Source organism: Microvirga roseola (assembly GCF_020866965.1).
GTDB classification, from domain to species: Bacteria; Pseudomonadota; Alphaproteobacteria; order Rhizobiales; family Beijerinckiaceae; genus Microvirga; species Microvirga roseola.
This window is the reverse complement of sequence record NZ_JAJATX010000018.1, coordinates 20,902-42,777: the sequence shown is the minus strand read 5'-3', so window position 1 is coordinate 42,777 and position 21,876 is coordinate 20,902. Positions and strand designations below refer to the sequence as shown.

The 21,876-nt window shown below is 64.0% G+C and carries 20 protein-coding genes and 1 riboswitch; of the genes, 14 read left to right on the top strand and 6 right to left on the bottom strand.

What is annotated here, in order from left to right:
- Positions 1-35: 35 nt before the first annotated feature.
- Positions 36-1,790, bottom strand: a complete 1,755-nt coding sequence (gene ggt, locus LG661_RS12740) for a gamma-glutamyltransferase (RefSeq protein ID WP_230532277.1) — start codon at positions 1,788-1,790, stop codon at positions 36-38.
- 199 nt (positions 1,791-1,989) lie between these two features.
- On the opposite strand from ggt, the gene LG661_RS12735 reads away from it, so the two are divergent.
- Together LG661_RS12735 and LG661_RS12730 are read left to right on the top strand one after the other, a co-directional pair.
- Positions 1,990-2,226, top strand: coding sequence for a hypothetical protein (locus LG661_RS12735; RefSeq protein ID WP_230532276.1), 237 nt, complete (start codon positions 1,990-1,992; stop codon positions 2,224-2,226).
- Positions 2,227-2,380: 154 nt separating this feature from the next.
- Positions 2,381-3,712, top strand: coding sequence for an MFS transporter (locus tag LG661_RS12730; RefSeq protein ID WP_230532275.1), 1,332 nt, complete (start codon positions 2,381-2,383; stop codon positions 3,710-3,712).
- On the opposite strand, the gene LG661_RS12725 is transcribed toward LG661_RS12730, so the two are convergent.
- Positions 3,670-4,656, bottom strand: coding sequence for a lytic transglycosylase domain-containing protein (locus LG661_RS12725; protein ID WP_230532274.1), 987 nt, complete (start codon positions 4,654-4,656; stop codon positions 3,670-3,672). The genes LG661_RS12730 and LG661_RS12725 overlap by 43 nt on opposite strands.
- A gap of 604 nt (positions 4,657-5,260) precedes the next feature.
- A riboswitch (cobalamin riboswitch) is annotated at positions 5,261-5,464 on the bottom strand.
- Between the two features lie 61 nt (positions 5,465-5,525).
- Here LG661_RS12725 and LG661_RS12720 point away from each other — a divergent pair.
- On the top strand, positions 5,526-6,344 hold the full coding sequence (locus LG661_RS12720; protein WP_230532273.1) for an ABC transporter substrate-binding protein: 819 nt from the start codon (positions 5,526-5,528) through the stop codon (positions 6,342-6,344).
- Between the two features lie 12 nt (positions 6,345-6,356).
- Here LG661_RS12720 and cobU read toward each other — a convergent pair whose 3' ends face one another.
- Both cobU and LG661_RS12710 read right to left on the bottom strand, forming a co-directional pair.
- Positions 6,357-6,902, bottom strand: coding sequence for a bifunctional adenosylcobinamide kinase/adenosylcobinamide-phosphate guanylyltransferase (cobU, locus tag LG661_RS12715; RefSeq protein WP_230532272.1), 546 nt, complete (start codon positions 6,900-6,902; stop codon positions 6,357-6,359).
- A gap of 12 nt (positions 6,903-6,914) precedes the next feature.
- Positions 6,915-8,309 carry a sensor histidine kinase gene (locus LG661_RS12710; protein ID WP_230532271.1) on the bottom strand — a complete coding sequence of 465 codons (1,395 nt, stop codon included), beginning with the start codon at positions 8,307-8,309 and terminating at the stop codon, positions 6,915-6,917.
- 249 nt (positions 8,310-8,558) lie between these two features.
- Here LG661_RS12710 and LG661_RS12705 point away from each other — a divergent pair, with 249 nt between their 5' ends.
- The 8 genes from LG661_RS12705 (at position 8,559) to phoB (ending at position 16,465) form a co-directional block, all read left to right on the top strand.
- Positions 8,559-9,605 (top strand): lysylphosphatidylglycerol synthase domain-containing protein, encoded by a 1,047-nt coding sequence (locus tag LG661_RS12705; RefSeq protein ID WP_230532270.1) that lies wholly within the window; start codon positions 8,559-8,561, stop codon positions 9,603-9,605.
- A 68-nt stretch (positions 9,606-9,673) separates the two neighbouring features.
- Complete coding sequence (locus LG661_RS12700) at positions 9,674-10,984, top strand: ATP-binding protein (protein ID WP_230532269.1); 1,311 nt, start codon at positions 9,674-9,676, stop codon at positions 10,982-10,984.
- A gap of 251 nt (positions 10,985-11,235) precedes the next feature.
- On the top strand, positions 11,236-12,270 hold the full coding sequence (gene pstS, locus LG661_RS12695) for a phosphate ABC transporter substrate-binding protein PstS (RefSeq protein ID WP_407666706.1): 1,035 nt from the start codon (positions 11,236-11,238) through the stop codon (positions 12,268-12,270).
- A 73-nt stretch (positions 12,271-12,343) separates the two neighbouring features.
- Positions 12,344-13,279, top strand: coding sequence for a phosphate ABC transporter permease subunit PstC (pstC, locus tag LG661_RS12690; RefSeq protein ID WP_407666705.1), 936 nt, complete (start codon positions 12,344-12,346; stop codon positions 13,277-13,279).
- Positions 13,280-13,289: 10 nt separating this feature from the next.
- Positions 13,290-14,183 (top strand): phosphate ABC transporter permease PstA, encoded by an 894-nt coding sequence (gene pstA / locus LG661_RS12685; protein WP_230532266.1) that lies wholly within the window; start codon positions 13,290-13,292, stop codon positions 14,181-14,183.
- Positions 14,180-14,998 carry a phosphate ABC transporter ATP-binding protein PstB gene (gene pstB, locus LG661_RS12680; protein ID WP_230532265.1) on the top strand — a complete coding sequence of 273 codons (819 nt, stop codon included), beginning with the start codon at positions 14,180-14,182 and terminating at the stop codon, positions 14,996-14,998. Before pstA ends, pstB begins: the two co-directional genes overlap by 4 nt.
- A 26-nt stretch (positions 14,999-15,024) precedes the next feature.
- Positions 15,025-15,738 (top strand): phosphate signaling complex protein PhoU, encoded by a 714-nt coding sequence (gene phoU, locus LG661_RS12675; RefSeq protein WP_230532264.1) that lies wholly within the window; start codon positions 15,025-15,027, stop codon positions 15,736-15,738.
- 4 nt (positions 15,739-15,742) lie between these two features.
- Positions 15,743-16,465 carry a phosphate regulon transcriptional regulator PhoB gene (gene phoB / locus LG661_RS12670; RefSeq protein WP_230532263.1) on the top strand — a complete coding sequence of 241 codons (723 nt, stop codon included), beginning with the start codon at positions 15,743-15,745 and terminating at the stop codon, positions 16,463-16,465.
- Positions 16,466-16,543: 78 nt separating this feature from the next.
- Here phoB and LG661_RS12665 read toward each other — a convergent pair whose 3' ends face one another.
- The gene (locus tag LG661_RS12665; protein WP_230532308.1) at positions 16,544-17,077 is read right to left on the bottom strand and encodes a GcrA family cell cycle regulator; all 534 of its coding nucleotides are present in this window, start codon (positions 17,075-17,077) and stop codon (positions 16,544-16,546) included.
- A gap of 371 nt (positions 17,078-17,448) precedes the next feature.
- Here LG661_RS12665 and LG661_RS12660 point away from each other — a divergent pair, with 371 nt between their 5' ends.
- Genes LG661_RS12660 through LG661_RS12650 form a run of 3 tightly spaced genes read left to right on the top strand, consistent with a single transcriptional unit; the run spans position 17,449 to position 20,566 of the window.
- A complete protein-coding gene (locus tag LG661_RS12660) occupies positions 17,449-18,657 on the top strand; it encodes an aspartate aminotransferase family protein (protein WP_230532262.1) in 1,209 nt (402 codons plus the stop codon).
- A complete protein-coding gene (gene argF / locus LG661_RS12655; protein ID WP_230532261.1) occupies positions 18,654-19,580 on the top strand; it encodes an ornithine carbamoyltransferase in 927 nt (308 codons plus the stop codon). The genes LG661_RS12660 and argF overlap by 4 nt, the downstream gene beginning before the upstream one ends.
- Positions 19,577-20,566, top strand: coding sequence for an Hsp33 family molecular chaperone (locus LG661_RS12650; protein WP_230532260.1), 990 nt, complete (start codon positions 19,577-19,579; stop codon positions 20,564-20,566). Before argF ends, LG661_RS12650 begins: the two co-directional genes overlap by 4 nt.
- Before the next feature lie 132 nt (positions 20,567-20,698).
- Here LG661_RS12650 and argE read toward each other — a convergent pair whose 3' ends face one another.
- Positions 20,699-21,871, bottom strand: coding sequence for an acetylornithine deacetylase (argE, locus tag LG661_RS12645; RefSeq protein ID WP_230532259.1), 1,173 nt, complete (start codon positions 21,869-21,871; stop codon positions 20,699-20,701).
- Positions 21,872-21,876: the final 5 nt, after the last annotated feature.

Genomic DNA, 21,876 nt, shown 5'->3' with positions numbered 1-21,876 from the left:
AAGCGACCCCATAGGAGAGGGGCCGCTTCGGGAAGTCAATTGCCGATGGCAACGCCTTCGCGCCGGCTGTCCGCGCCGCCGACGAGGCCCGCAGGCGTGACCACGATGGCGTGGATGCCGGAATTCTGGTCGATGAGCCTGACCTCGTGGCCCTTGGCCTCGAGCGCCGTCTTCCAGGCTTCGGCCTCGGTGCCCGCCTCCAGCTCGGTCGGGCCGTTGCGGCTGCCGAAATTGGGAAGGTCCGCCGCAACCTGAGGGTCGAGGTTCCAGTCGAGGATGCCGACGAGGGTCTTCGCCACGTAATTGGGGATCAGGCTGCCGCCCGGCGAGCCGACAACGGCGTAGAGCTTGCTGCTGCCGTCGAGCACGAGGGTAGGGGCCATGGAGCTGCGCGGCCGTTTGCCCGGCTCGACCCGGTTCGCGATGGGCTTACCGTCCTCCGTCGTGGCGAAGGAAAAGTCGGTCAGCTCGTTGTTGAGCAGGAAGCCGCTCTTGGTCATGAGCCTTGCGCCGAACCCGTCCTCGATGGTCGTGGTCATGGACACGGCGTTGCCGTCCCGGTCCACGATGGAGATGTGGCTGGTGCCGAACTCGATCCCCTCGGATGCCCCCCACAGGAAGGTCTTCTGGAAGGGCGGGGCGCCGGGCTCCGCCTTGCCCATGGACTTGTTCGGGTCGATCAGGGCCGCGCGGCTCTTCAGGTAGCCGGGATCGGTCAGCCCCCTCACCGGCACGCTCACGAAGGCGGGATCCGCCACATAGAGCGACCGGTCCGCATAGGCGAGGCGACCGGCCTCGGACATCCAATGGGCCGCCTTGGGGCCCGGCTTCAAGGCCGCCATATCCTGCGTTTCGAGGATCCCGAGCATCTGCTGCACGGCAAGCTGGCCGGAGGAGGGCGGGCCCATGCCGCAGACCCTATAGGCGCGGTACTGCCCGCAGAGGGCGTCGCGCTCTTCCATCTTGTAGCTTCTCAGGTCCTCCAGGGTAATGTCGCCCGGATTGGTGGGATGGCCCGTAACGGTCGCCACGATGTCCTGCGCAATCTCGCCCGTATAGAAGGCGTCCGCCCCCTTTTCGGCGATGGTCCGGAGGGTTTGGGCGAAGGCCGGGTTCTTCAGGATCGTTCCGACAGCCTTGGGCGTGCCGTCCGCCTCATAGAAATAGGCCCGCGCAACCGGATCGTTCTGGAGATATTTCTCCTTGGAGAGCAACCCGTTGAGCCGGGGGGAGATGGCGAAGCCTTCCTCCGCAAGGCGGGCGGCCGGCTCGATTAGCTGCTGCCAGGACAGCTTGCCCCAGTTCTTGTGGGCGGCTTCGAGCAGGCGCAGGGTGCCGGGGACGCCCACCGAGAGGCCGCCGACCACGGCGTCATAGAACTTCATCGGCTTGCCGTCAGGGCCGAGGAAACGTTCGGGCCTGGCGGCCATTGGTGCCTTCTCGCGGCCATCCAGGGTCGTCATGGTCTTGCCGTCCCAGTACACCATGAAGGCGCCGCCGCCGATGCCGGAACTCTGTGGCTCGACGAGGTTGAGGACGAGCTGCACCGCAATGGCTGCATCGACGGCGCTGCCGCCGGCTGCGAGGATGTCCTGGCCGGCCTTGGCGGCCAGCGGATTGGCCGCGGCGACCATGTCCTTCGTGGCCGTGCCGACGGATTTCGCCGTGCGCCCGGTAGGGGCCTCGGGAGCCGGCGCGGCAGGCTGGGCCCAGACGGACGCGGGCAGGGACAGGCTTGCGGCAAGGCCAAGCCCGCCAAGGCTTTGCCAGAAAGTTCCTCGTGCGATCATTCCGCTGGTGCTCCCTCAGGTCGATATCCGGCAGATCCGGTTAAAGAGCAGCCTAACAAAGGCCGGACGGGTCGCGCCACCACCATTCGGGAGGGCAGGGGGAGCAGAAAATGAATCCGCACTTCAGTTTCATCACACTCCCGTCATTCTTCTCCTTTAGGTTGAGATTCGCGGCTGAAGCGATGCGATGGAGGAGGACATGTACGCTTATAATCTGTTCCGCAGTACGAAGCCCGACGGCCTCGTCTGCGCAGTTCCGGAAGAGCGTTCGGTTCCGCCTTTCGTGATGGGACCGCATTGGGAGTTCGGCGGACGTGTCGACGAGCGGGAGGCTCCGCTTGGCTTCGACCGGAAAGCGGCCCAGACCGGCGTCCGGTACAACGGCTTTTATCTCTATGCCAGCTTCCAGAAGGAGCGCCGGGCCATCCGCGCCTGAGTGCTCCTCGCCTTGGGCATGCCCCAACCTGGGCATGCCCGTCCCGCTCCCCACGCACGGTCCTTTCCCAAACGGCTCTTGATCTTACGCGGCGACTGTTCTCTATCTGGGTGTCTCCTCGCGCCCGCCGCTTCGCATCTCTCCTGACCGGACCGTGAATTCCTCTCTTGCCCTCATCTGGACGATCACGGCTGCAACGACTCTTCTGCAGGCCGCCAACGGTCTCCTCCAGGCCCTGATGCCCCTGCGGATGCAGGCGGAGGGCCTCTCCGTCTCGTCCATCGGTGTTGTTGCGGCAGCCTACGGGCTCGGCTTCTCGACAGGCTGCTTTCTCGCCCCCGCCTTCATCCGGCACGTCGGCTATATTCGCGCCTTTGCAAGCCTGGCAGCCATTGTCTCCGTCATGGTGCTGCTCATGACCCAGGCCCATTCGACGCTCGCCTGGGCGCTCCTGCGCGGCCTGACGGGGGTGGCACTCGCCTGTATCTTCACCGTCACGGACGGATGGATCAGCGCCCGCGCGACCTCGAGCCACCGCGGGCGGATTCTGTCGATCTACATGATCTGCACCAAAGTCGCCCTGATGCTCTCGCCATTGGGCATCAGCTTCGGCGACGTCCGGACGGACGGGCTGTTCATGGCGGTGAGCGCCGTGATGACGCTCTCGCTCCTTCCCATCGCCGCCACCACCACAGCGGAACCGCCCGCTCCCCTTGGCGTGCGGATCAATGTGAAGGGTTTGTTCCGGTCCGCGCCCTCGGCCGTGGTCGGAGCTTTCGTGGTCGGCCTCGTCAACGGTCCCGTCATCGCCATCACGCCTGTCTTCGGCATCAGCATCGGCCTGGGCCAGGACAAGGCTGCCGCGCTCCTCTTCGCGCTCCAGGCCGGAAGCCTCGTGATGCAATGGCCGCTGGGCTGGCTCTCGGACCGGTCCGACCGGCGCTACGTGATCGCGGGGCTGGCCGCAGGGACGAGCCTCGTCTCGATGCTGATCCTCATGGCGAGCATGCAGGGCGCGGACATGCTGGTCCTTCTGTCCTTCGCCGTCTGGGGCGGACTGGCGCTGTGCATTTACTCGGTCTGCGTGGCCCATGCCTGCGATATCGTGGAGCCGGGCCAGATTGTCTCGACCGTCGGAACGCTCCTGTTCTCCTGGGCTGCGGGTGTCACCGTCGGCCCGCTGTTCGGGGCCGGCGCCATGGAGATCCTCGGGCCGCGGGGGCTCTTCATCTATGCGGCCGTCGTCTCGCTGGCGCTGACGGCCTTCGTCATCACCCGCATCCGGCAGGTGAAGCGGCCTGCCGCGGGAGGCGGCTTCGCGGTGGTTTCCCCCACCAGCTCCGCGTCGCCCGCCCTGACGCCGCGGGCCGAGGTCGCCATCCCCGATGAGGCAATGGTCTCACCGGAGGCGGCTCCGAGCGAAGGAGAAGCCGTAAGTCCCGATCAGAAGGACGCGTCAGCCGTCGCGCGAAGCGAGACGTCCTGATAGCGGTCGAGGCGCTTGTCGATCATGCCTTCGATCTTGCCGAAGACCTCGGCCACGGTGAGCTCGCGGGTCTTCTTGCCGTCCTTCGTGAAGAACAGGGACTTGTTGGACTTAGCCGCCGACGGGAAGGTGCTTGGGGCGCTCTTCTTCGGCTCGTCATCCACCAGCGCGATGAACTTGCTGGCGCTGTCCACGCCGAAGAAGTGGGAGAGATAGAACTCCGACCGGGTGAGCTTGCGCCCGAGCCTGCCTTCGATCTTCGTCTTGTCCCGCTGCATCAGCTCGGCAGCCATGAGGGCGGCGATGTAGGGGTTACGGCGCAGGCCGAGAATGTGCTCGCGCAGGGACTTGTCCCGCACATCCAGGTTCCCGGGCACGCCCTCGATGGCCTTCGCCTCCATGACGAGCCCATGCTTGGGACCGAAGGTCCGGACGGTTTCGAACCAGGTGCTCGTGATGAACTGGAACAGCCCTTCCGCCGACGAGGTCGAAGCCTTGTTGGCCGGGATGAAGCTCGATTCCTTGTCGGCGAGGGCCATCATGTAGACGGGATCCGCGCCGGTGAGCTTGGACGCCCGCAGGATCGTATCCACGATCCAGAGCGGCACGCGCATCTCCTCGAACTCAAGGTGCTCGACGGGATCGGCGAAGATCTGCTGCTCGTCCTCGCCGCCTTCCGCCGCGGGCGGCTCGGTCATGGGGATCGACGTGATGATCAGCTTCTGCAGTTCTGCATGGTCGCTGAGGTCGGCAGCAGGAACCGGGACGATCGCCTCCAGGGGATCAGACCCGTATGCCCGGACAGCGGGCGCAACGGGAACATGCGGTGATCGGGCCGCGTTTTGTCCCTGCATGGCGAAAGGCTCGGCGGCCTTAGCGGAATCCGTCACCGCGCTGGCCGTGGCCATCACGAGGCAGATCCCGAGCCCGAGGCTCGTGGTCATGTTCAGCAGCGCTTTCCATCCCCTTGCGCTGGAGCGGCTCCGCAGGATGCGGGAACGGAGCCACTGGATGTTGTTCTCTTGGCAATACGCCGATGACTGGCACGCGTCGAGAGACGCTGTCAGGTCGATTTGCATTCGGAGAAACCCCCAGGAAATGTCGCGTCGCCGGAAGGCAGCTGCGCGGTCCTTGTTCATTCACCTGCGGGTTCTCTGCTTGGTCGATATGTCCAGAATGGGTCAGCTTGGCTGTGCCGGAGAGAATTAGTTCCATGGTGCGACCACCCGCCGCGATTTTGGCAAGCAAAGCCAAGGGCAATGCGAAGGACTTGCAAAGAAAACGGGAGGGATCTCGCCCTCCCGCTCAGATTAACGTCAAGTTTGCTGTCGATTTCCAGTTGCGTGCGGGCCCGCATAGAACGCGCGGCCGGTCGCTCCATAGTTGAAGACTTCCTCAAGGTGCACATCAGCCAGGCTTTTGCGCGGGCATAGACGCTGATGGTGTCATTGATCCTGTCGTCGGCATTGACATCCAGGCGGGCGCAGGACTCGAGCCTGTCTCTTGAGCCGCCGGACGAGAAGCGCTCGCCGACGAAGACCGCCGGGCGCGATGGGCAGGATGATCTCCTGGCTTGCAGTTCATCGCGGCGATCCGCCTTCCCAAATCTTGCCGCGCTTTCCCTCCCGGCGCTTCAATGGCATGAAGGACCGCCGCTCACCGCCCACAGTCGCGTGGGACAGCCACGGCACTGGACGTGTGTCCACACCGTGTTCCCGTTTCACCTCGGTACCGAGGCATCAGCGTCAGTTCTCCTGTCATGAAGGTGTCAGTGGTCCCGCAACTCCATCTCAGGCTCCTATCCAGATGGATCGTGCCGCTCGTCCTGACCTTGTGGCTTGGAGGAGGGCTGGCCGTTGCGCAGCCGAAACCCCAACGCGTGGTGTCGCTCAATCTCTGCGCCGATCAGCTCCTGCTGGCCTTGGCGGACCGCGAGCAGATCGCCTCCTTGAGCTTTCTCTCGCGCGACCCGTCCTTGTCCTTCCTGGCGGAGGAGGCGGCTGCTCTTCCGGTTAATGAGGGGCGGGCGGAGGCTGTCCTATTCGGCGGGGCCGACCTCGTCCTGGCCGGCACCTACGGCCAGCAGCATCAGGCCGCTTTGCTCCAGGCGCAGGGCCTAGACGTCCTGAGGCTCGGGCCCTGGACGCGCTTGGAGCAGGGAAGAGAGCAGATCCGGGCCCTGGCCCGCCGTCTCGGCCACCCGGAACGGGGCGAGGCCCTGATCGCGAGGATCGACGCTGCGCTTGCGCGGACGAAGGACATCGTGCCCTCCCGGTCCAGCATCCTGATCTACGACAGGCGGGGGTGGGTTCCGTCACTGGATTCCATGCAGAACGAGATCCTGGCCCATATGGGGTTCGTCCCTCACCAGAAGGCTCTCGGCCTGATGCAGGGGGGCACCGTCTCGATGGAGGCGCTCCTGACCTCGCCGCCGGACTACATGCTCGTGGACGAAGGCTCGAGCCAGGCCGTCGACCAAGGCTCGGCGCTTTTCGTCCATCCGGCTCTGGTGAAAACCGTGCCTCTGGAGCGGCGTCTGAAAGTCCCGGCCAGGCTGACGATCTGCGGCGGCCCCTCGACGCCGGCGATGATCGAAGCGCTCGCGGCGGAGGTCGCCCTGAAAGTTCGGTAGTGGAAGAACCCGTCAGCTAAGTGCCAACTGGAGGGGCGGGGCCGGCTTGAGCAATACCGGGCATCCCGCGGCCACGAAAACGACCGCATCGCAAGCCTCCGCGAGCCGCTGGTTCAGGCGTCCCTGTTCGTCCCGGAAACGGCGTCCCAAGGGTGTCGCGGGCACGATTCCCTGGCCGACCTCGTTGGAGACGAGGATCAGCGGTCCCGCGGCCTCCCTGACGGCCTGCACCAGACCATCCGCCTCACGCTCCGCATCGCGCTCCGCCAGCAGGAGATTCGAGAGCCAGAGCGTCAGGCAGTCGACGAGCACGACCCGTTCCGGGCTGGTCGTTTCGCGGATGATACCGGCCAGTTCCAAGGGGGCTTCAAGCGTTTGCCACGAGCCGTCCCGTTCGGCCCGGTGGTGGGCGATGCGCTCCCGCATCTCCTCGTCGAAGGCTTGGGCTGTGGCGATGTAGAGCCGCGCCGGGGCGGCGGTCTCGGCAAGCTGCTTCGCCGTGCGGCTCTTGCCGGAACGGGCGCCGCCCAGAACAAGGGCGCGGCGATGGAAACTCATGGAACTGTTCCACTAATCGGTCAGGCGGTTGAGAGGCAGCGTCATATGGACAAAAAGACCCTCGGGCCGCCACTCCCGATCCAAGCTGCCGCCGAGCTGGCCGGCGATGCTTCTCTGGGAGAGCTGCGATCCGAAGCCTTCGAAATCCGGAGGATTTTCGATGAGGGGACCGCCGGTCTCAGTCCAGAGAAGATCCACGACAGTCGCATTCTCGATCATCCACCGAATGGCGAGATTCCCGCCCGGGCTCGACAGGCAGCCATATTTTGCGGCATTTGTCGCAAGTTCGTGCAGGACCAGAGCAAGGCTCGTGGTCGTATTCGAGCCCACGCGCACGTCCGGTCCCTCGATCACGATCTGGTTGTGCCCGGCCTGCCGATAGGGTTCGAGAACGGCGTCGATCAGCTGTGAGAGGCCGACCTCATGCCCCGTCCCCCTGCCGGGCGGAAAGGCAGGCTGCACCAGTTCGTGCGCCTTCGCGAGGGCGCTCAGGCGGCCCCTCAGGGCGGCCGCCATTTCCTTCGGGTCCTTGGCCGTGCGGGCCGTCATGGAGACCATGCCGTTTGCGATGGCGAAGAGATTCTTGACCCGGTGGTTCAGCTCCCGGGTTAGGAGCTGCTGGGCCTCCTCCGAGGCGCGGCGTTCGGTAACGTCGCTCACAACGCCCGAGAGGCTCACCGCACGGCTCTTGCCATCCTCACGAACGAAAAAGGCCTGTCCGTGCGAACGGACCCACCGGAGCTTTCCATCCGGCAGGACCGCACGGTACTCGGACTCGTAGCGGCCGTTCGAGCCTGGATCTGCGGCAGCGGCGATGCGCTCCTGCACATCCCGCCGGTCCTCCGGATGGATCAGAAGCATGGCCTCCTTGAGGGGGAGGCTGTAGAGGCCGTCATGCGGGATGTTGTAGAGGGCGCAGGTTCCTTCATCCCAGGCGATCTCTTCCCTCTCGAGATCGATCTTCCAGGTTCCGAGCTTGGCGGCTTCAAGAGCCAGGCGACATTGGCTCTCGAGAATCCGGTGAGCTTCTTCCGCCTTCTTCTGAGCATCGATATTGGTGCTGGTCCCGAACCAGCGCACGATGTTGCCCGACAGGTCCTGGATGGGAATGGCCCTAGTGAGCGCCCACTCGTAATCTCCGGCCGTATTTCGGATCCGGTGCTCCTCCTCGTAATGGGAGCCGGTTTCGAGCGAGTAGCGCCACCGGGAAAGCAGGTGAGGCAGGTCATCCGGATGGATCGCCGCCTGCCATCCTTCTCCTCCCGACTGCTCGGGCGTAAGCCCTGTGAATTCCTGCCAGCGGCGATTGAAATAGTCATGATAGCCGTCAGGGCGCGCCGACCAGACGAGTTGCGGAAGGGTTTCCGCCAGAACAGCGAACTGGTTTTCGGTCTCGTTGAAATCCACCGGGAACTCCCTGGTCAGGCATTATACCGCCAAGTCTCCTCATGACGCCATTGTTGTAAGGCTTTTTGAAGCTGACAACCCAAATCCGGACGAATGCGCGATTCCGGACGCCGAAGGGTAGCCCAGCCGGCCCGAAGCCACTAAAAGCGACCTGAGTCTGGCGCTTCCGGTCCTGAGCGCATAAATGCAGGCGCGAGCCCTCGAACCATCGAGTGATCCTTCCTACGCCGAGGCCGGTTGACAGTTTTCATGAACGATATGAGCCCTCATCCGGTCTCGCCTCCCGAGATGTCGTCCGCCGACGCCCTCCATCCGAGGGAAAAGCGCTCCCGCCGCTTCGCCTGGATCGGAATGGCGGCGAGCGCCATCCTGTTCGTCGCGTCTCTGGCCGTTCTCTGGCATATCGTGTCCGATATCGAGGTCACGGAGCTCAAGGCTGCTTTCACGGCAGCGAGCACCCGACAGATCGGCTTGGCTATTCTCTTCACAGCGGTCAGCTACAGTCTTCTGACCTGCTACGATGCGATTGCTCTCAGGCAGCTCAAGCTGCAAATCCCATACCGCACCACGGCCCTGGCTTCCTTCACGAGCTATGCGGTCAGCTTCACCTTGGGATTTCCGCTGCTGACGGCGGGTACGGTCCGCTATTGGATCTACTCGTCCAGGGGCATACGCCCCGGGAGGGTCGCGAGTCTGACCGTGATCGCGGGGGTGACCTTCTGGCTCGGCATGGCCCTCGTGCTGGCCTGGAGCCTGATCCGCCAGGCCGACGAGCTGGCAAGCCTCGTCTACACGAATATCTGGGTCAACCAGATCATCGGCTTGGTCGCGGCCATCTTCGTCGCCGGCTACATGGTCTGGGTCTCCCTCAAGCGGCGCTCCGTAAGGATCCAGGGCTGGAAGCTAGAGTTGCCCGGGTTCCGCCTGTCCCTGGCGCAGATCCTGATCGGAGCCGGGGACGTCTGCGCCGGTGCGGCCGTCCTGTTCGTCCTCCTTCCCGGCGGCCACAATATCAGCTTCGAGACGTTCCTGGCGGTCTACATCTTCGCCGTGATGCTCGGGGTCGTAAGCCACGCGCCGGGAGGGCTCGGCGTTTTTGAGGCCACGATCCTCCTGGCGCTCTCCAGCTATCCCCGCGAGCCGGTTCTGGGCGCCCTGCTGCTGTACCGCCTTTGCTATTACCTCGTGCCTTTCGTCGTCGCCCTTGCGCTGCTCGGAGCCTACGAGATCCGCAACCGCATCCGCGCGGCGCGGGACTCCTTTAAGCCGGACAGTGAAGAGGTTCCGGCCGAGTAGAGGCTTGGCAGGAGGGGAGGGAGCGTCCTAAAGAGAATGTCGTCCCTCCAAAAGCCTCCACCGTCCCCATGAGCGATCCCGACGAGACCCGGCCGACAGCCGGGCCCAAGAGCGAAGTGTCTGCGCGACGCGCTGCCTTCCGCGGCGCCGCGATCGCCTGTTTCCTGCTGATCCTGATCGCGGCTGCGCAGGGGCGCTTCGATGGATGGTTGCTTCTGGGAGCGGCTCTGGCTCTCGTACTCAGTGTCTTTGTGGCCGGTCGGGCCCGGGGTCTGGGCAGCGGCAGGCAGCGCTCGCCCAGAGGGTCCCTGCGCGCAGGCCATGCCGAGGCGCTCCTGGCCCATATTCCGGATCCGGTCATTCTGGTGGATCAGCGCGCCGTGGTGGTCGAGGCGAACGAGGCTGCCCACAACCTGCTGCCGGCCCTCAAGACGGGGCATCCTCTGTCCTTCGCGCTCCGTAGCCCGGATGTCCTCGACGGCATCGAGCGGGTTCTATCCTCCCAAGCCCCCTTGCGGGTCGAGTATGGCGAGCGGGTCCCGACGGAGCGGGTTTTCGAGGTCCATATCGGCCCCTTGAAACACAATGCCTCTGCGGCCGATATGCAGTCCGGCGTGGTCCTGTTCTTCCGAGATCTGACCTCGGCCCGGCGTCTCGAGGCCATGCGGGCCGATTTCGTCGCCAATGCCAGCCATGAACTGCGCACGCCCCTGGCATCCCTGCTCGGCTTCATAGAGACCCTACAGGGTCCTGCCCGCGAGGATCCCAAGGCCCGCGAGCGCTTCCTCGAGATCATGCGGGTCCAGGCCCAGCGCATGAAGCGCCTGATCGACGATCTTCTCTCCCTGTCGCGCATTGAGATGCGCGCCCACGTTCCGCCAACCGAGCCCGTGGATCTGACGGCCCTCGCCGCGCACATGATCGAGACCCTCTCGCCTCTGGCCAAGGAAAGAGGCGTCGACATCGAATCCAAGTTTCCTGATCTCCCGGCCCATGTGCTGGGCGACCGGGACGAACTGCTCCGGGTCCTGGAAAACCTCATCGAGAATGCGGTGAAGTACGGCGAGAGCGGCGGGAAGGTGGAGATCGAGTTGGGCCGCACCGGTGTCTCCCATGGCCAGCAGGGGCCGTTCCTGACGGTCTCTGTCAAGGATTACGGGCCCGGCATCGCGCCCGAGCACCTGCCGCGCCTGACCGAGCGGTTCTACCGGGTCGACGTGGCGCAAAGTCGTGAGAAGGGCGGTACGGGGCTGGGGCTTGCCATCGTCAAGCACATCGTCAACCGGCACCGCGGTCATCTCGACGTCGAAAGCCAGCCGGGGCAGGGCGCCCAGTTCACGGTGACGCTTCCGGAGGCGGGCGCCAGCGGGCGAGTCTAGCCATAGTCACGAGTCTTTGAACAGGTCTCTCCGGTGCCGTCCTCGTGAGCAGAATGGCTCGTTTTCCACGCCTGTGGAAAAACTAAGAACCCAAGCAGCAGAAGGGTTTCGCTCAAGCTGTCATCTAACTGTCATTCAAGTGTCGTAGAGGCGACATGCCCGGGTCCTAGGGGTCCCCTCGCGCGGCCCGGCCTACATAAGCTGAGCCACCTGTCGCGCTTGTATGAACAGGGAGATTTATCGTGAAAATCATGTCCTACGCGGTTGCGGTCGGCCTTGCCGTCGCGAGCCTTACGACTACGGCGTCTGCCGCTGACATCACCGGCGCGGGCGCGACCTTCCCTTTCCCGGTCTATTCGAAGTGGGCTGAGGCCTACAAGAAGGCGACCGGAACCGGCCTGAATTATCAGTCCATCGGTTCTGGCGGCGGCATCAAGCAGATCCAGGCCAAGACCGTGGATTTCGGCGCCACCGACGCTCCTCTGAAGGCCGAGGTTCTCGAGAAGAGCGGCCTCGTGCAGTTCCCGACCGTGATGGGCGCCGTCGTGCCGGTCGTCAACATCCCGGGCGTGCAGTCCGGTCAGGTCAAGCTGACGGGTCCGGTCCTGGCTGACATCTTCCAGGGCAAGATCACCAAGTGGAACGATCCCAAGATCGCCCAGCTCAATTCCGGCGTGAAGCTGCCCGACGCCAACATCACTCCGGTCTACCGCTCGGACTCCTCGGGCACGACCAGCGTGTTCACCACTTATCTCTCGCAGGTTTCCAACGCGTGGAAGTCGGACCTCGGCGCCGGCACCACGGTCAACTGGCCGGCCGGTCAGGGTGGTAAGGGCAACGAGGGCGTTGCCGCCACGGTGAAGCAGGTTCCGAACTCGATCGGCTACGTCGAGTACGCCTACGCCAAGCAGAACAACATTCCCTACACTCTGCTCCAGAACCAGGCCGGCAAGTATCCGCAGCCGGAGACCAAGTCCTTCCAGGCTGCTGCTGCTAACGCCAACTGGACGGCCGCTCCCGGCTTCGGCATCTCGCTGACCAACCAACCCGGCGACGAGGCTTGGCCGATCACCGCTCCGACCTTCATCCTGGTCTATGAGAACCCGGAGAACCCGGAGCAGACTGCCGAGGTCCTGAAGTTCTTCGATTGGGCCTACAAGAACGGCGACAAGCTGGCCGCCGACCTCGACTATGTTCCCCTTCCCGACAACGTCGTCGAGCAGGTTCGTGCAACCTGGGCGAAGGAAATCAAGAACAAGTCGGGTCAGCCCGTCTACAAGATGTAAGTGGCTGGCTAACGACCGGTAAAATGGGGTATGGCGGATGGCTGTCTTGTCTGATGAAGTCGTTATGTCGAACATGCAGACCGTCCGCCGTCGCACCTCGCCCGGCTTCGACCAGGGTTTTCGCTGGGCCAGCTACGGCTCCGCCCTGGTCGTTCTCGCCGTCCTCGCCGGAATCCTGGGCGCCATGCTCTATGGCGGGTGGCCCGCCTTCCAGGAATTCGGCTTCAGTTTCATTACCTCCAGCGTCTGGAATGTAGGCGAGGATCAGTATGGCGCCTGGGTCGCCATCTCCGGCACTCTGACCTCGGCCCTGATTGCCCTCGTCATCGGTGTGCCGATCTCCATCGGCATCGCGATTTTCCTGACGCAGCTTTGCCCGCCCTGGCTCAAGCGCCCGGTCTCCACGACCATCGAACTGCTCGCGGCGGTTCCCAGCATCATCTATGGCATGTGGGGCCTCTTCGTCTTCGCCCCGTTCTTTGCCCGGTTTGTCCAAATCCCCGTCTCCGAGCTGGTGGAAGGGATTCCGATCCTCGGCACGATCTTCTATGCGCGAGTGCCCTCGGGCGTCGGCATGATGACGGCCGGGATCATCCTGGCGATCATGATCATTCCCTTCATCGCTTCGATCGCCCGGGACATCCTGGACCAGATCCCGACCGTGCTGCGCGAAAGCGCCTACGGCATCGGTTGCACCACCTGGGAAGTGGTCCGCTACGTCCTCCTGCCGCAGGCGGGCGTGAGCATCATCGGTGCGATTATGCTGGGCCTCGGCCGCGCCCTCGGCGAGACCATGGCCGTGACCTTCGTGATCGGCAATGCAAACAGGCTCTCTCTCTCGCTCTTCGATCCGAGCTCCACGATCGCATCGCGTATCGCCAACGAGTTCAACGAAGCTGCCGGCATGCAGATGCACGCGCTCCTCGCACTCGGCTGTATCCTGTTCCTGGTCACCTTCATCGTTCTCATGTTCGCGCGCTTTCTGATCTCGCGCGTTCAAACTCACTAAGGGGCGGCTCATGGACACTGCGCTGCAAGACAAGACGATTGCCGCTCCTGCTCCGTGGGGACGTGTCCGCCGCAGCCGCTACGTGGCTGACCGCGCGCTCAAGATCATCTGCGTCCTGTTCACGGTCCTCGGGGCGACCGTGCTCGGCTGGATCCTGCTGATGCTCCTCTACAGGGGCTTCGGCGCTCTCTCGCCTGCGGTCTTCACCGAGACCACTCCCGGTCCAGGCAGCGAGGGCGGCGGCATCGCGAATGCCATCGTCGGCAGCCTGATCATGACGGCGCTCGGCATTATCGTTGCCACGCCGATCGGTGTTCTCGCGGGAACGTTCCTCGCCGAATACGGCAAGGGATCGAAGCTCGCGATGGTCATTCGCTTCGTCAACGACATCCTTCTGGCCGCCCCGAGCATCCTGATCGGCCTGTTCGTCTACATGCTCATGGTGCAGCCGATGGGCGGCTATTCCGGATGGGCGGGCGGCGTGGCTCTGGCCATCATCGCGGTTCCGGTCGTCGTGCGGGCGACCGAGGACATGCTCCGTCTCGTGCCGGGCTCTCTGCGCGAAGCCGGCGCCGCCCTCGGAGCTCCGATGTCGACGGTGATCGTCAAGATCAGCTGGAAGGCGGCGCGAGCCGGCATGGTCACCGGCGTGATCCTGGCGACTGCCCGCATCGCCGGAGAGACCGCGCCGCTGCTCTTCACGGCGCTCAACAATACTTTCTGGTTCAGCCCCAACCTGATGGGCGGCGTCTCGAACCTGCCTGTCACGATCTACCAGTTCGCGCTCGCGCCCTATTCCAACTGGCAGCAGTTGGCCTGGGCCGGTGCCCTCATCATCACCTTGTCGATCCTGGCGCTGTCGATCACCGCGCGCCTGCTCTTGAGGAAGGATAAAGTCCGATGAGCACGATTGCAGTCAATGCCGGCGGCGGCATCGGGAATGCGGCCGCGGCCGACGCCAACGCGTCTGTCCGCATCGCTGTCAGGAACCTTGATTTCTACTACGGCGATTTCCGGGGTCTGAAGGACATCTCTCTGAATTTCTTCGATCGGCAGGTTACGGCTCTGATCGGGCCTTCCGGTTGCGGAAAGTCGACGCTGCTGCGTACTTTCAACCGCATCTACAGCCTGTACCCCGAGCAGCGCGCCACCGGCGAGATCCTGCTCGACGGCCAGAACGTCCTGTCGTCCTCCATCGATGTGAACGAGCTGCGCGCCCGAGTCGGCATGGTGTTCCAGAAGCCCACGCCGTTCCCCATGTCGATCTACGACAACATCGCTTTCGGCATTCGCCTCTACGAGAAGCTGCCGAGGGGCGAACTCGACGACCGTATCGAGGAGGCCCTGCGCAAGGCTGCGCTCTGGGACGAGGTGAAGGACAAGCTACGCCAGTCGGGCATGGGATTGTCCGGCGGTCAGCAACAGCGCCTGTGCATCGCGCGCACCATTGCGCAGCGGCCTGAGGTGATCCTGCTCGACGAGCCCACATCCGCCCTCGACCCGATCTCCACCGGAAAAATCGAGGAGCTGATCGAGCAGTTGCGCTCCGAATTCACCATCGTGATCGTCACGCATAACATGCAGCAGGCGGCGCGCATATCGCAGTACACCGCGTTCATGTATCTCGGCGAGCTCGTGGAATTCGGGCCGACGGCCAAGATGTTCATGAACCCCGGCAAGAAGCAAACTCAAGATTACATCACGGGACGCTTCGGCTGACCGAAGCGCTACGAGGGAGGCCTCCCATGGCGGAGCATATCGTCAGCTCCTACGACGAAGACCTGCAGGGTCTCAGGCGACGGATCACCGAAATGGGCGGCATCGCCGAGAAGATGCTCGTCGATTCCATCTCGGCGCTCGTGCGGCACGACAAGGCCCTGGCCCAAGCCGTCATCTCGGCCGATCCCCGCCTCGATGCGCTGCAGCGCGAGGTCGAGGAGAATGCGATTTTCACCATCGCCCGGCGTCAGCCGCTTGCGGTCGACCTGCGCGAGACCATCTCCGCGATCCGCGTGTCCGGCGACGTAGAGCGCATTGGGGATCTGGCGAAGAACATCGCCAAGCGCGCGCTCGCCATCGGCAGCGATTTCCAGCCGCAGAAGATCGTGGTCGGACTGCAGCACATGAGCGACCTCGTGATGGGGCAGCTCAAGGACGTGCTCGATGCTTACACGCTGCAGGACACGGCGAAGGCGCTCGACGTCTGGCAGCGCGACGGGGCTATCGATGCGCTCTACACGTCGCTCTTCCGTGAACTGCTCACGTACATGATGGAAGACCCGCGCAACATCTCGTTCTGCACGCATCTTCTCTTCTGCGCCAAGAACATCGAGCGCATCGGCGATCACACCACCAACATCGCGGAGACGGTCCACTACCTCGTCACCGGCGAGACGCTGGCGATCGACCGTCCCAAGAACGACCGATCCATCGATACGACGGTCCATACAGGAGCCTAACACTATGGGGCCGCGCGTTCTGATCGTCGAGGACGAGGAGCCGCTTACTCTCCTCCTGCGCTACAACCTCGAGGCCGAGGGCTATGACGTGGATAGCGTGGCCCGGGGGGACGAGGCCGAGATCCGCCTGCGGGAGCAGGTTCCAGACATCGTGCTGCTGGACTGGATGCTGCCGGGCCTGTCGGGCATCGAGCTCTGCCGGCGCATTCGCGTCCGGCCCGAGACGGAGCGTCTTCCCGTCATCATGCTGACGGCGCGGGGCGAGGAGGGCGACCGCATCCGCGGCCTGTCCACCGGAGCGGACGACTACATCGTCAAGCCCTTCTCCGTGCCGGAACTGCTCGCGCGCGTGCGCGCGCTCCTGCGTCGCACGAAGCCGGCGCATATCGCGACCCTGCTGCGGGCCGGTGACATGGAGCTGGACCGGGAAACGCACAGGGTCCGCCGGGCGGGCAAGGAACTGCATCTCGGCCCCACGGAATTCCGGCTTCTCGAGTTCCTCATGCAGAGCCCTGGGCGGGTCTTCAGCCGCGAGCACCTGCTCAATGCGGTCTGGGGGCACGATGTCTATATCGACGAGCGGACGGTCGATGTGCATGTGGGTCGGCTCCGCAAGGCCATCAACCTGCCTCGCAGGCCCGATCCCATCCGCACCGTGCGCGGGGCCGGCTATTCCTTCGACGAGACTTTCGCACGCGAGGAGCAGCCCCTGAAGGCCGAAGGCTGACGATCTCCTCATAGGCAAAAGATAAGGGCGCAGCGACCATCATCGCTGCGCCCTTTTTGTTTTGTCCTGCAGAGTCGCTCAGGCGCGGGCCAGCTTCCGCTCGCGCTTCCTATCGGCAACCGGCTGATAGGCGATGCGGGCATGATGGGTGCAATAGGGCAGGCCCGTGATGGAGCGGGCGCCGCAGAAACGGAAATCGGGCTTGGTCGGGTCGCCCATGGGCCAGCGGCACATGGATTCACGCAGTTCCATGATTGTCACGCGTTCGGACATCGGGATGGCCATATTCTCCTCGACCAGAACCTCCGTCTCCATGGCAGCCGGCTGCAGGGAGATCGGAGCGATCACCACATTGCTGTGGGTCTGAGGCGCAATTGGGGCCGGGGCGCTGGGAACGCGCGAGGCCTTGCGGGGGCGCTGGGAGACAGCGGAGGCGGGCTTTGCGTCCTTTGCACGGCCCGAGAGGCCAAGGCGGTGGACTTTGCCGATCACCGCATTGCGGGTCACGTTGCCGAGCTCGGCTGCGATCTGGCTCGCGCTCAAACCATCGGCCCAGAGCTTCTTCAGAAGCTCGACCCTCTCGTCCGTCCAGGTTGCGCCCGCATCCATCATTTTGTTTCCTGCCTCCATCAGGGCCGCCTTTGACTCAGAATCCCCCATGCCTCGCGGACAGAGCAAAAATGTCCGACCGCGTTGCGAGGGTCGCTCCTGAGGGTGAAGGCCGCCGTACGGGATGTCGTACTCGACTGCTGCGAAGTTACTAGATCGGTGGACTCGGGCGCAAGAGTCCCCGCACATGCCATGTCGTTTTCCCCAGGGAAGTCGACTTCGGGAAAATTTGCCTGTGATGGGTCACTTCATTTCTCTTGAATTGACAGGGTCTCAGGCCTCGTTAGAATTTCTTTTGTGCCGCCCAGCTTGGGCGGCGCTTTCTTTTTCGGGCCCGGGTGCGACCTTGGGTCCCTCTAGGCGGAGATAGCCCCGTGACATCGCCATTGCTGCCCGTTTTCGCGCGCGCCGAGCTTTCCTTCGAAAAAGGGGAGGGCCCCTGGCTCTATAACCGAGACGGTGAGCGATATCTGGATTTCGGGGCCGGCATCGCCGTGAACGCTCTGGGCCATGCCCATCCGCACCTCGTGAAAACCCTGACGGAGCAGGCCGCCAAGGTCTGGCACACGTCGAACCTGTTCCAGATCCCGGAAGGGGAGCGGCTGGCCCGGCGGCTTGTGGAGAATACTTTCGCCGATGTGGTGTTCTTCTCCAATTCCGGCGCCGAGGCGAATGAGGCGGCCATCAAGATGGCGCGCAAATATCATGCCGCCGGCGGGCATCCGGAGCGCTTCCGCATCGTTACGTTCGAGGGCGCCTTCCATGGCAGGACCCTGGCGACCATCGCGGCCGGCGGCCAGGCCAAGTATATCGAGGGCTTCGGCCCGAAGGTCGAAGGCTTCGATCAGGTTCCTTTCGATGACATGGAGGCCCTGAAGGCCGCCATCGGTCCCGAGACCGCCGCCCTCATGATCGAGCCGATCCAGGGTGAAGCCGGCATCAGGTCGGTGCCGAACGCCTTCCTGAAGGAACTGCGCGCGCTGTGCGACCAGCACGGACTGCTCCTGATCTTCGATGAGATCCAGACGGGCGTCGGCCGTACCGGCAAGCTCTTCGCCTATGAGTGGACGGGCGTGACGCCGGACATCATGTCGGTCGCGAAAGGCATCGGCGGCGGCTTTCCTCTGGGCGCCTGCCTCGCCACGGCCGAGGCCTCGAAGGGCATGACGGCCGGCACGCACGGCACCACCTTCGGCGGCAATCCGCTCGCCATGGCTGTCGGCAATGCGGTGCTCGACGTGATCCTTGAGCCCGGGTTCCTGCAGAATGTCGAGCGGATGGGACTGCTCCTCAAGCAGCGCCTCGCCGAACTCAAGGACCGTCACCCCGGCGTCATTGCCGAGGTGCGGGGGCATGGCCTCATGATGGGCCTGCGCACTATCGTGCCCAATACCGAATTCATCGCTGCGGCCCGTGCCCAGAAGCTGATCCTGATCGGGGCCGGGGACAACGTCGCCCGCCTTCTTCCGCCCCTGATCATCACCGAGGCGGACATCACGGAAGCTTTCGACCGCATGGATGCCGCCTGTTTGGCCATTGAAGCTGAGCTGAACGCTACCGCTCAGCGGGGAGCTGCCCAATGAAGACCCGTCACTTCCTCGATCTCAGCGATTTTTCCGGCGCCGAGATTCGCCACGTCCTGAATGTCGGACTGGAGCTCAAAGCCAAGCGCCGCAGAGGCGAGCGCGCCAAGGAGCGTCCCCTTGAGGGCAAGGTCCTGGCCATGGTGTTCGACAAGCCGTCCACCCGCACCCGTGTCTCCTTTGATGTAGGCATGCGGGAACTGGGTGGCGAGACGCTGATGCTCACGGGCAAGGAGATGCAGCTCGGCCGCGGCGAGACCATCGCCGATACGGCCCGCGTCCTGTCCCGTTACGTGGACGCCATCATGATCCGCACCCTCGATCATGCGATGGTGGCGGAGCTTGCCCAGTACGCCTCGATCCCGGTCATCAACGGGCTCACCAAGATGACGCATCCCTGCCAGATCATGGCGGACGTGATGACCTTCGAGGAGCACCGTGGCTCGATCAAGGGACGCACGATCGCCTGGACGGGCGACGCAAACAACGTGCTCGCTTCCTGGGTTCATGCTGCGGCGAAGCTCGATTTCCGGCTCAAGATCGCCTCTCCGCCGGAACTTGCTCCCCGTCCGGAGCTTTTGTCATGGGCGAAACAAGAAGGAGCGGAGATCAGCGTGACGACCGATGCCTTCGAGGCCGCAGAGGGTGCCGACGCCGTGGTTACCGATTGCTGGGTGTCCATGGGGGACGACGACGAGTTCCGCCGCCACAATCTGCTGAAGCCCTATCAGGTCAATTCCAGGCTCATGAGCGTGGCTGCCAAGGACGCCGTCTTCATGCATTGCCTTCCCGCCCACCGCGGCGAGGAAGTGACGGATGAGGTCATGGACGGGCCCCAATCGGTCGTCTTCGACGAGGCGGAAAACCGGCTTCATGCACAGAAGGGCATCCTGGCCTGGTGCTTGGGAGCAGCAGAGGCATGAGTTCAGCCCCGTTCGAAGGAAACGACGACATCGTCCTGCCCTTCGCGGTCGAGCCTCTCGACGTGCGCGGGCGGGTCGTCCGTCTCGGGCCTTCCATCGACACCCTGCTGGCGCGTCATAACTACCCGGATGCGGTCGCCCGCGTCGTCGGCGAGGCGGCTGCACTCACGGTCATGCTCGGAGCCTCCCTCAAGCTCGAAGGGCGCTTTCAGCTCCAGACCAAGACCGACGGCATCATCGACATGGTGGTCGTGGACTTCAATGCGCCGGACCGGCTGCGCGCCACCGCTCGCTTCGACAAGGAGAAGCTCGAGGCTCTCGGTGCAGGTTCGCTGAAGACAGGGGACCTTCTGGGCTCTGGTTATCTCGCCATGACCATCGACCAGGGCACGGACCGCAGCCGCTACCAGGGTGTGGTCGCGCTCGAAGGGCAAAGCTTCGAAGAGGCGGCGCACCAGTATTTCCGCCAGTCGGAGCAGATCCCGACCCAAGTGCGGCTAGCCGTTGCCGAACAGTTCGAGAATGGGCGGCACACCTATCGCGCCGGCGGGCTGATGATCCAGTTCCTTCCCACGTCGCCGGATCGCCTGCGTCAGGCCGATCTCGCGCCCGGCGATATTCCGGAGGGGCATCCGTCGCACGATCTCGATGCCCCGTCGGAGGACGATGCCTGGGTCGAGGCCAAGCACCTGCTCGCGACAGTCGAAGATCACGAACTCGTCGATCCCGCCGTCTCCAGCGAGCGCCTGCTTTATCGCCTCTTCCACGAGCGCGGCGTGCGCGTCTTCGAAGGACAGCATGTGCATGAGGAATGCACATGCTCGCATGATCGCATCATGGCCATGATGCGCCGGTTCTCGCCGGAGGATCGCCGCGACATGGTCGGCGAGAACGGCCGCATCGGCGTGACCTGCGAATTCTGCTCGGAATTCTATGACCTAGACCCCACTGCGGTCGAGGCCGAAATTGCGAAGTCAGAGGCGTAAGGGAGCGCCCGAAGCAGCCTATTCTTCGCATTACCTACCATGCCCGCATTCGTTGCGGGCATGGGCGATTGGGACGTCATCTTTCAACGACGTAATGGCCGGAACAGGCACAGCCATAATGCGGATCAATCGTCAGGAGCTTGCGCAGGTGGCAGCGAGGCGACGCATGAAGGCCGCGCCCGCCTCGAGTTGCTCCAGGGTGATGTATTCGTCGGGCTGGTGAGCTTGGTCGATGGAGCCGGGGCCGCAGACGACGGTGGGAATACCGGCCGCCTGATAATGACCAGCCTCCGTGCCGAAGGGCACGGTTTGCGTATGGTTCTTGCCCGCAAGCCTCAGCGCCAGCACTTCCGCGGCGGAGCCCGGCTCCGGTGCAAGGCCCGGCACCGCCACTTCGAGCTGCGTCTCGATCCGGCCGAAATCTCCGAAGCGGTTGAGGCGCTTCAAGGCGACCTCCTGAACGAACTTGTCGAGACGGTTCGGGATCTCCTGCGGGTCGAGGCTCGGGAGGCCGCGGAACTCCCAATGGAAGTTGCATGACTTGGAAAGGATGTTGCGGGCTGTTCCGCCGGAGACGGTCCCCACATGGACCGTAGTATAGGGAGGATCGAAGCGTCCGCTCGTGTCACCGCGCTCCATCATCTCGTCAGCGATCCGGTTGAGCTCCGCGATCAGCTCCGCTGCCGTCATCACGGCGCTCGCGCCGAGATAGGGTTTCGATGAATGCGCCTCGAACCCGTGCACGGTGGTGGAGAAGGTCACGACGCTTTTGTGTGCATCCACGACTTCCATCATGGTCGGCTCTCCGACGATGGCGGCCTTCGGCATGGGCAGATCGCGGCCCATTCTGCGGATGCCGTCGACGACGCCGAGGCAGGTGGTTTCCTCATCATAGGAAAGCATGATGTGGATCGGCGTCTTGAGGTCGGCCGCCAGGAACTCGGGAATGAGCGCCAGGGTCAGCGCATCGAAGCCCTTCATGTCCACCGCGCCGCGTCCATAGGCGCGCCCATTCTCGACGCGCAGCGTGAAGGGATCCGACGTCCACGCCTGACCCTTGACCGGCACAACATCCGTGTGACCGGAGAGAACGACGCCGCCCCGATCCTGCGGGCCAATCGTGGCATAGATCGACGCCTTGTCACCGCTCGCATTCGGAAGGCGGACGTAAGGCACGTTCCAACTCTGCAGATAGCCCTCGACGAACTCGATCAGGGGCAGATTGGATTTTGAGCTTTCAGTATCGAGCGAAACCAGCTTTGCGAGCATTTCGAGCGGCGCCAGCCGCTGACCTGTGGGAGACATTCAGA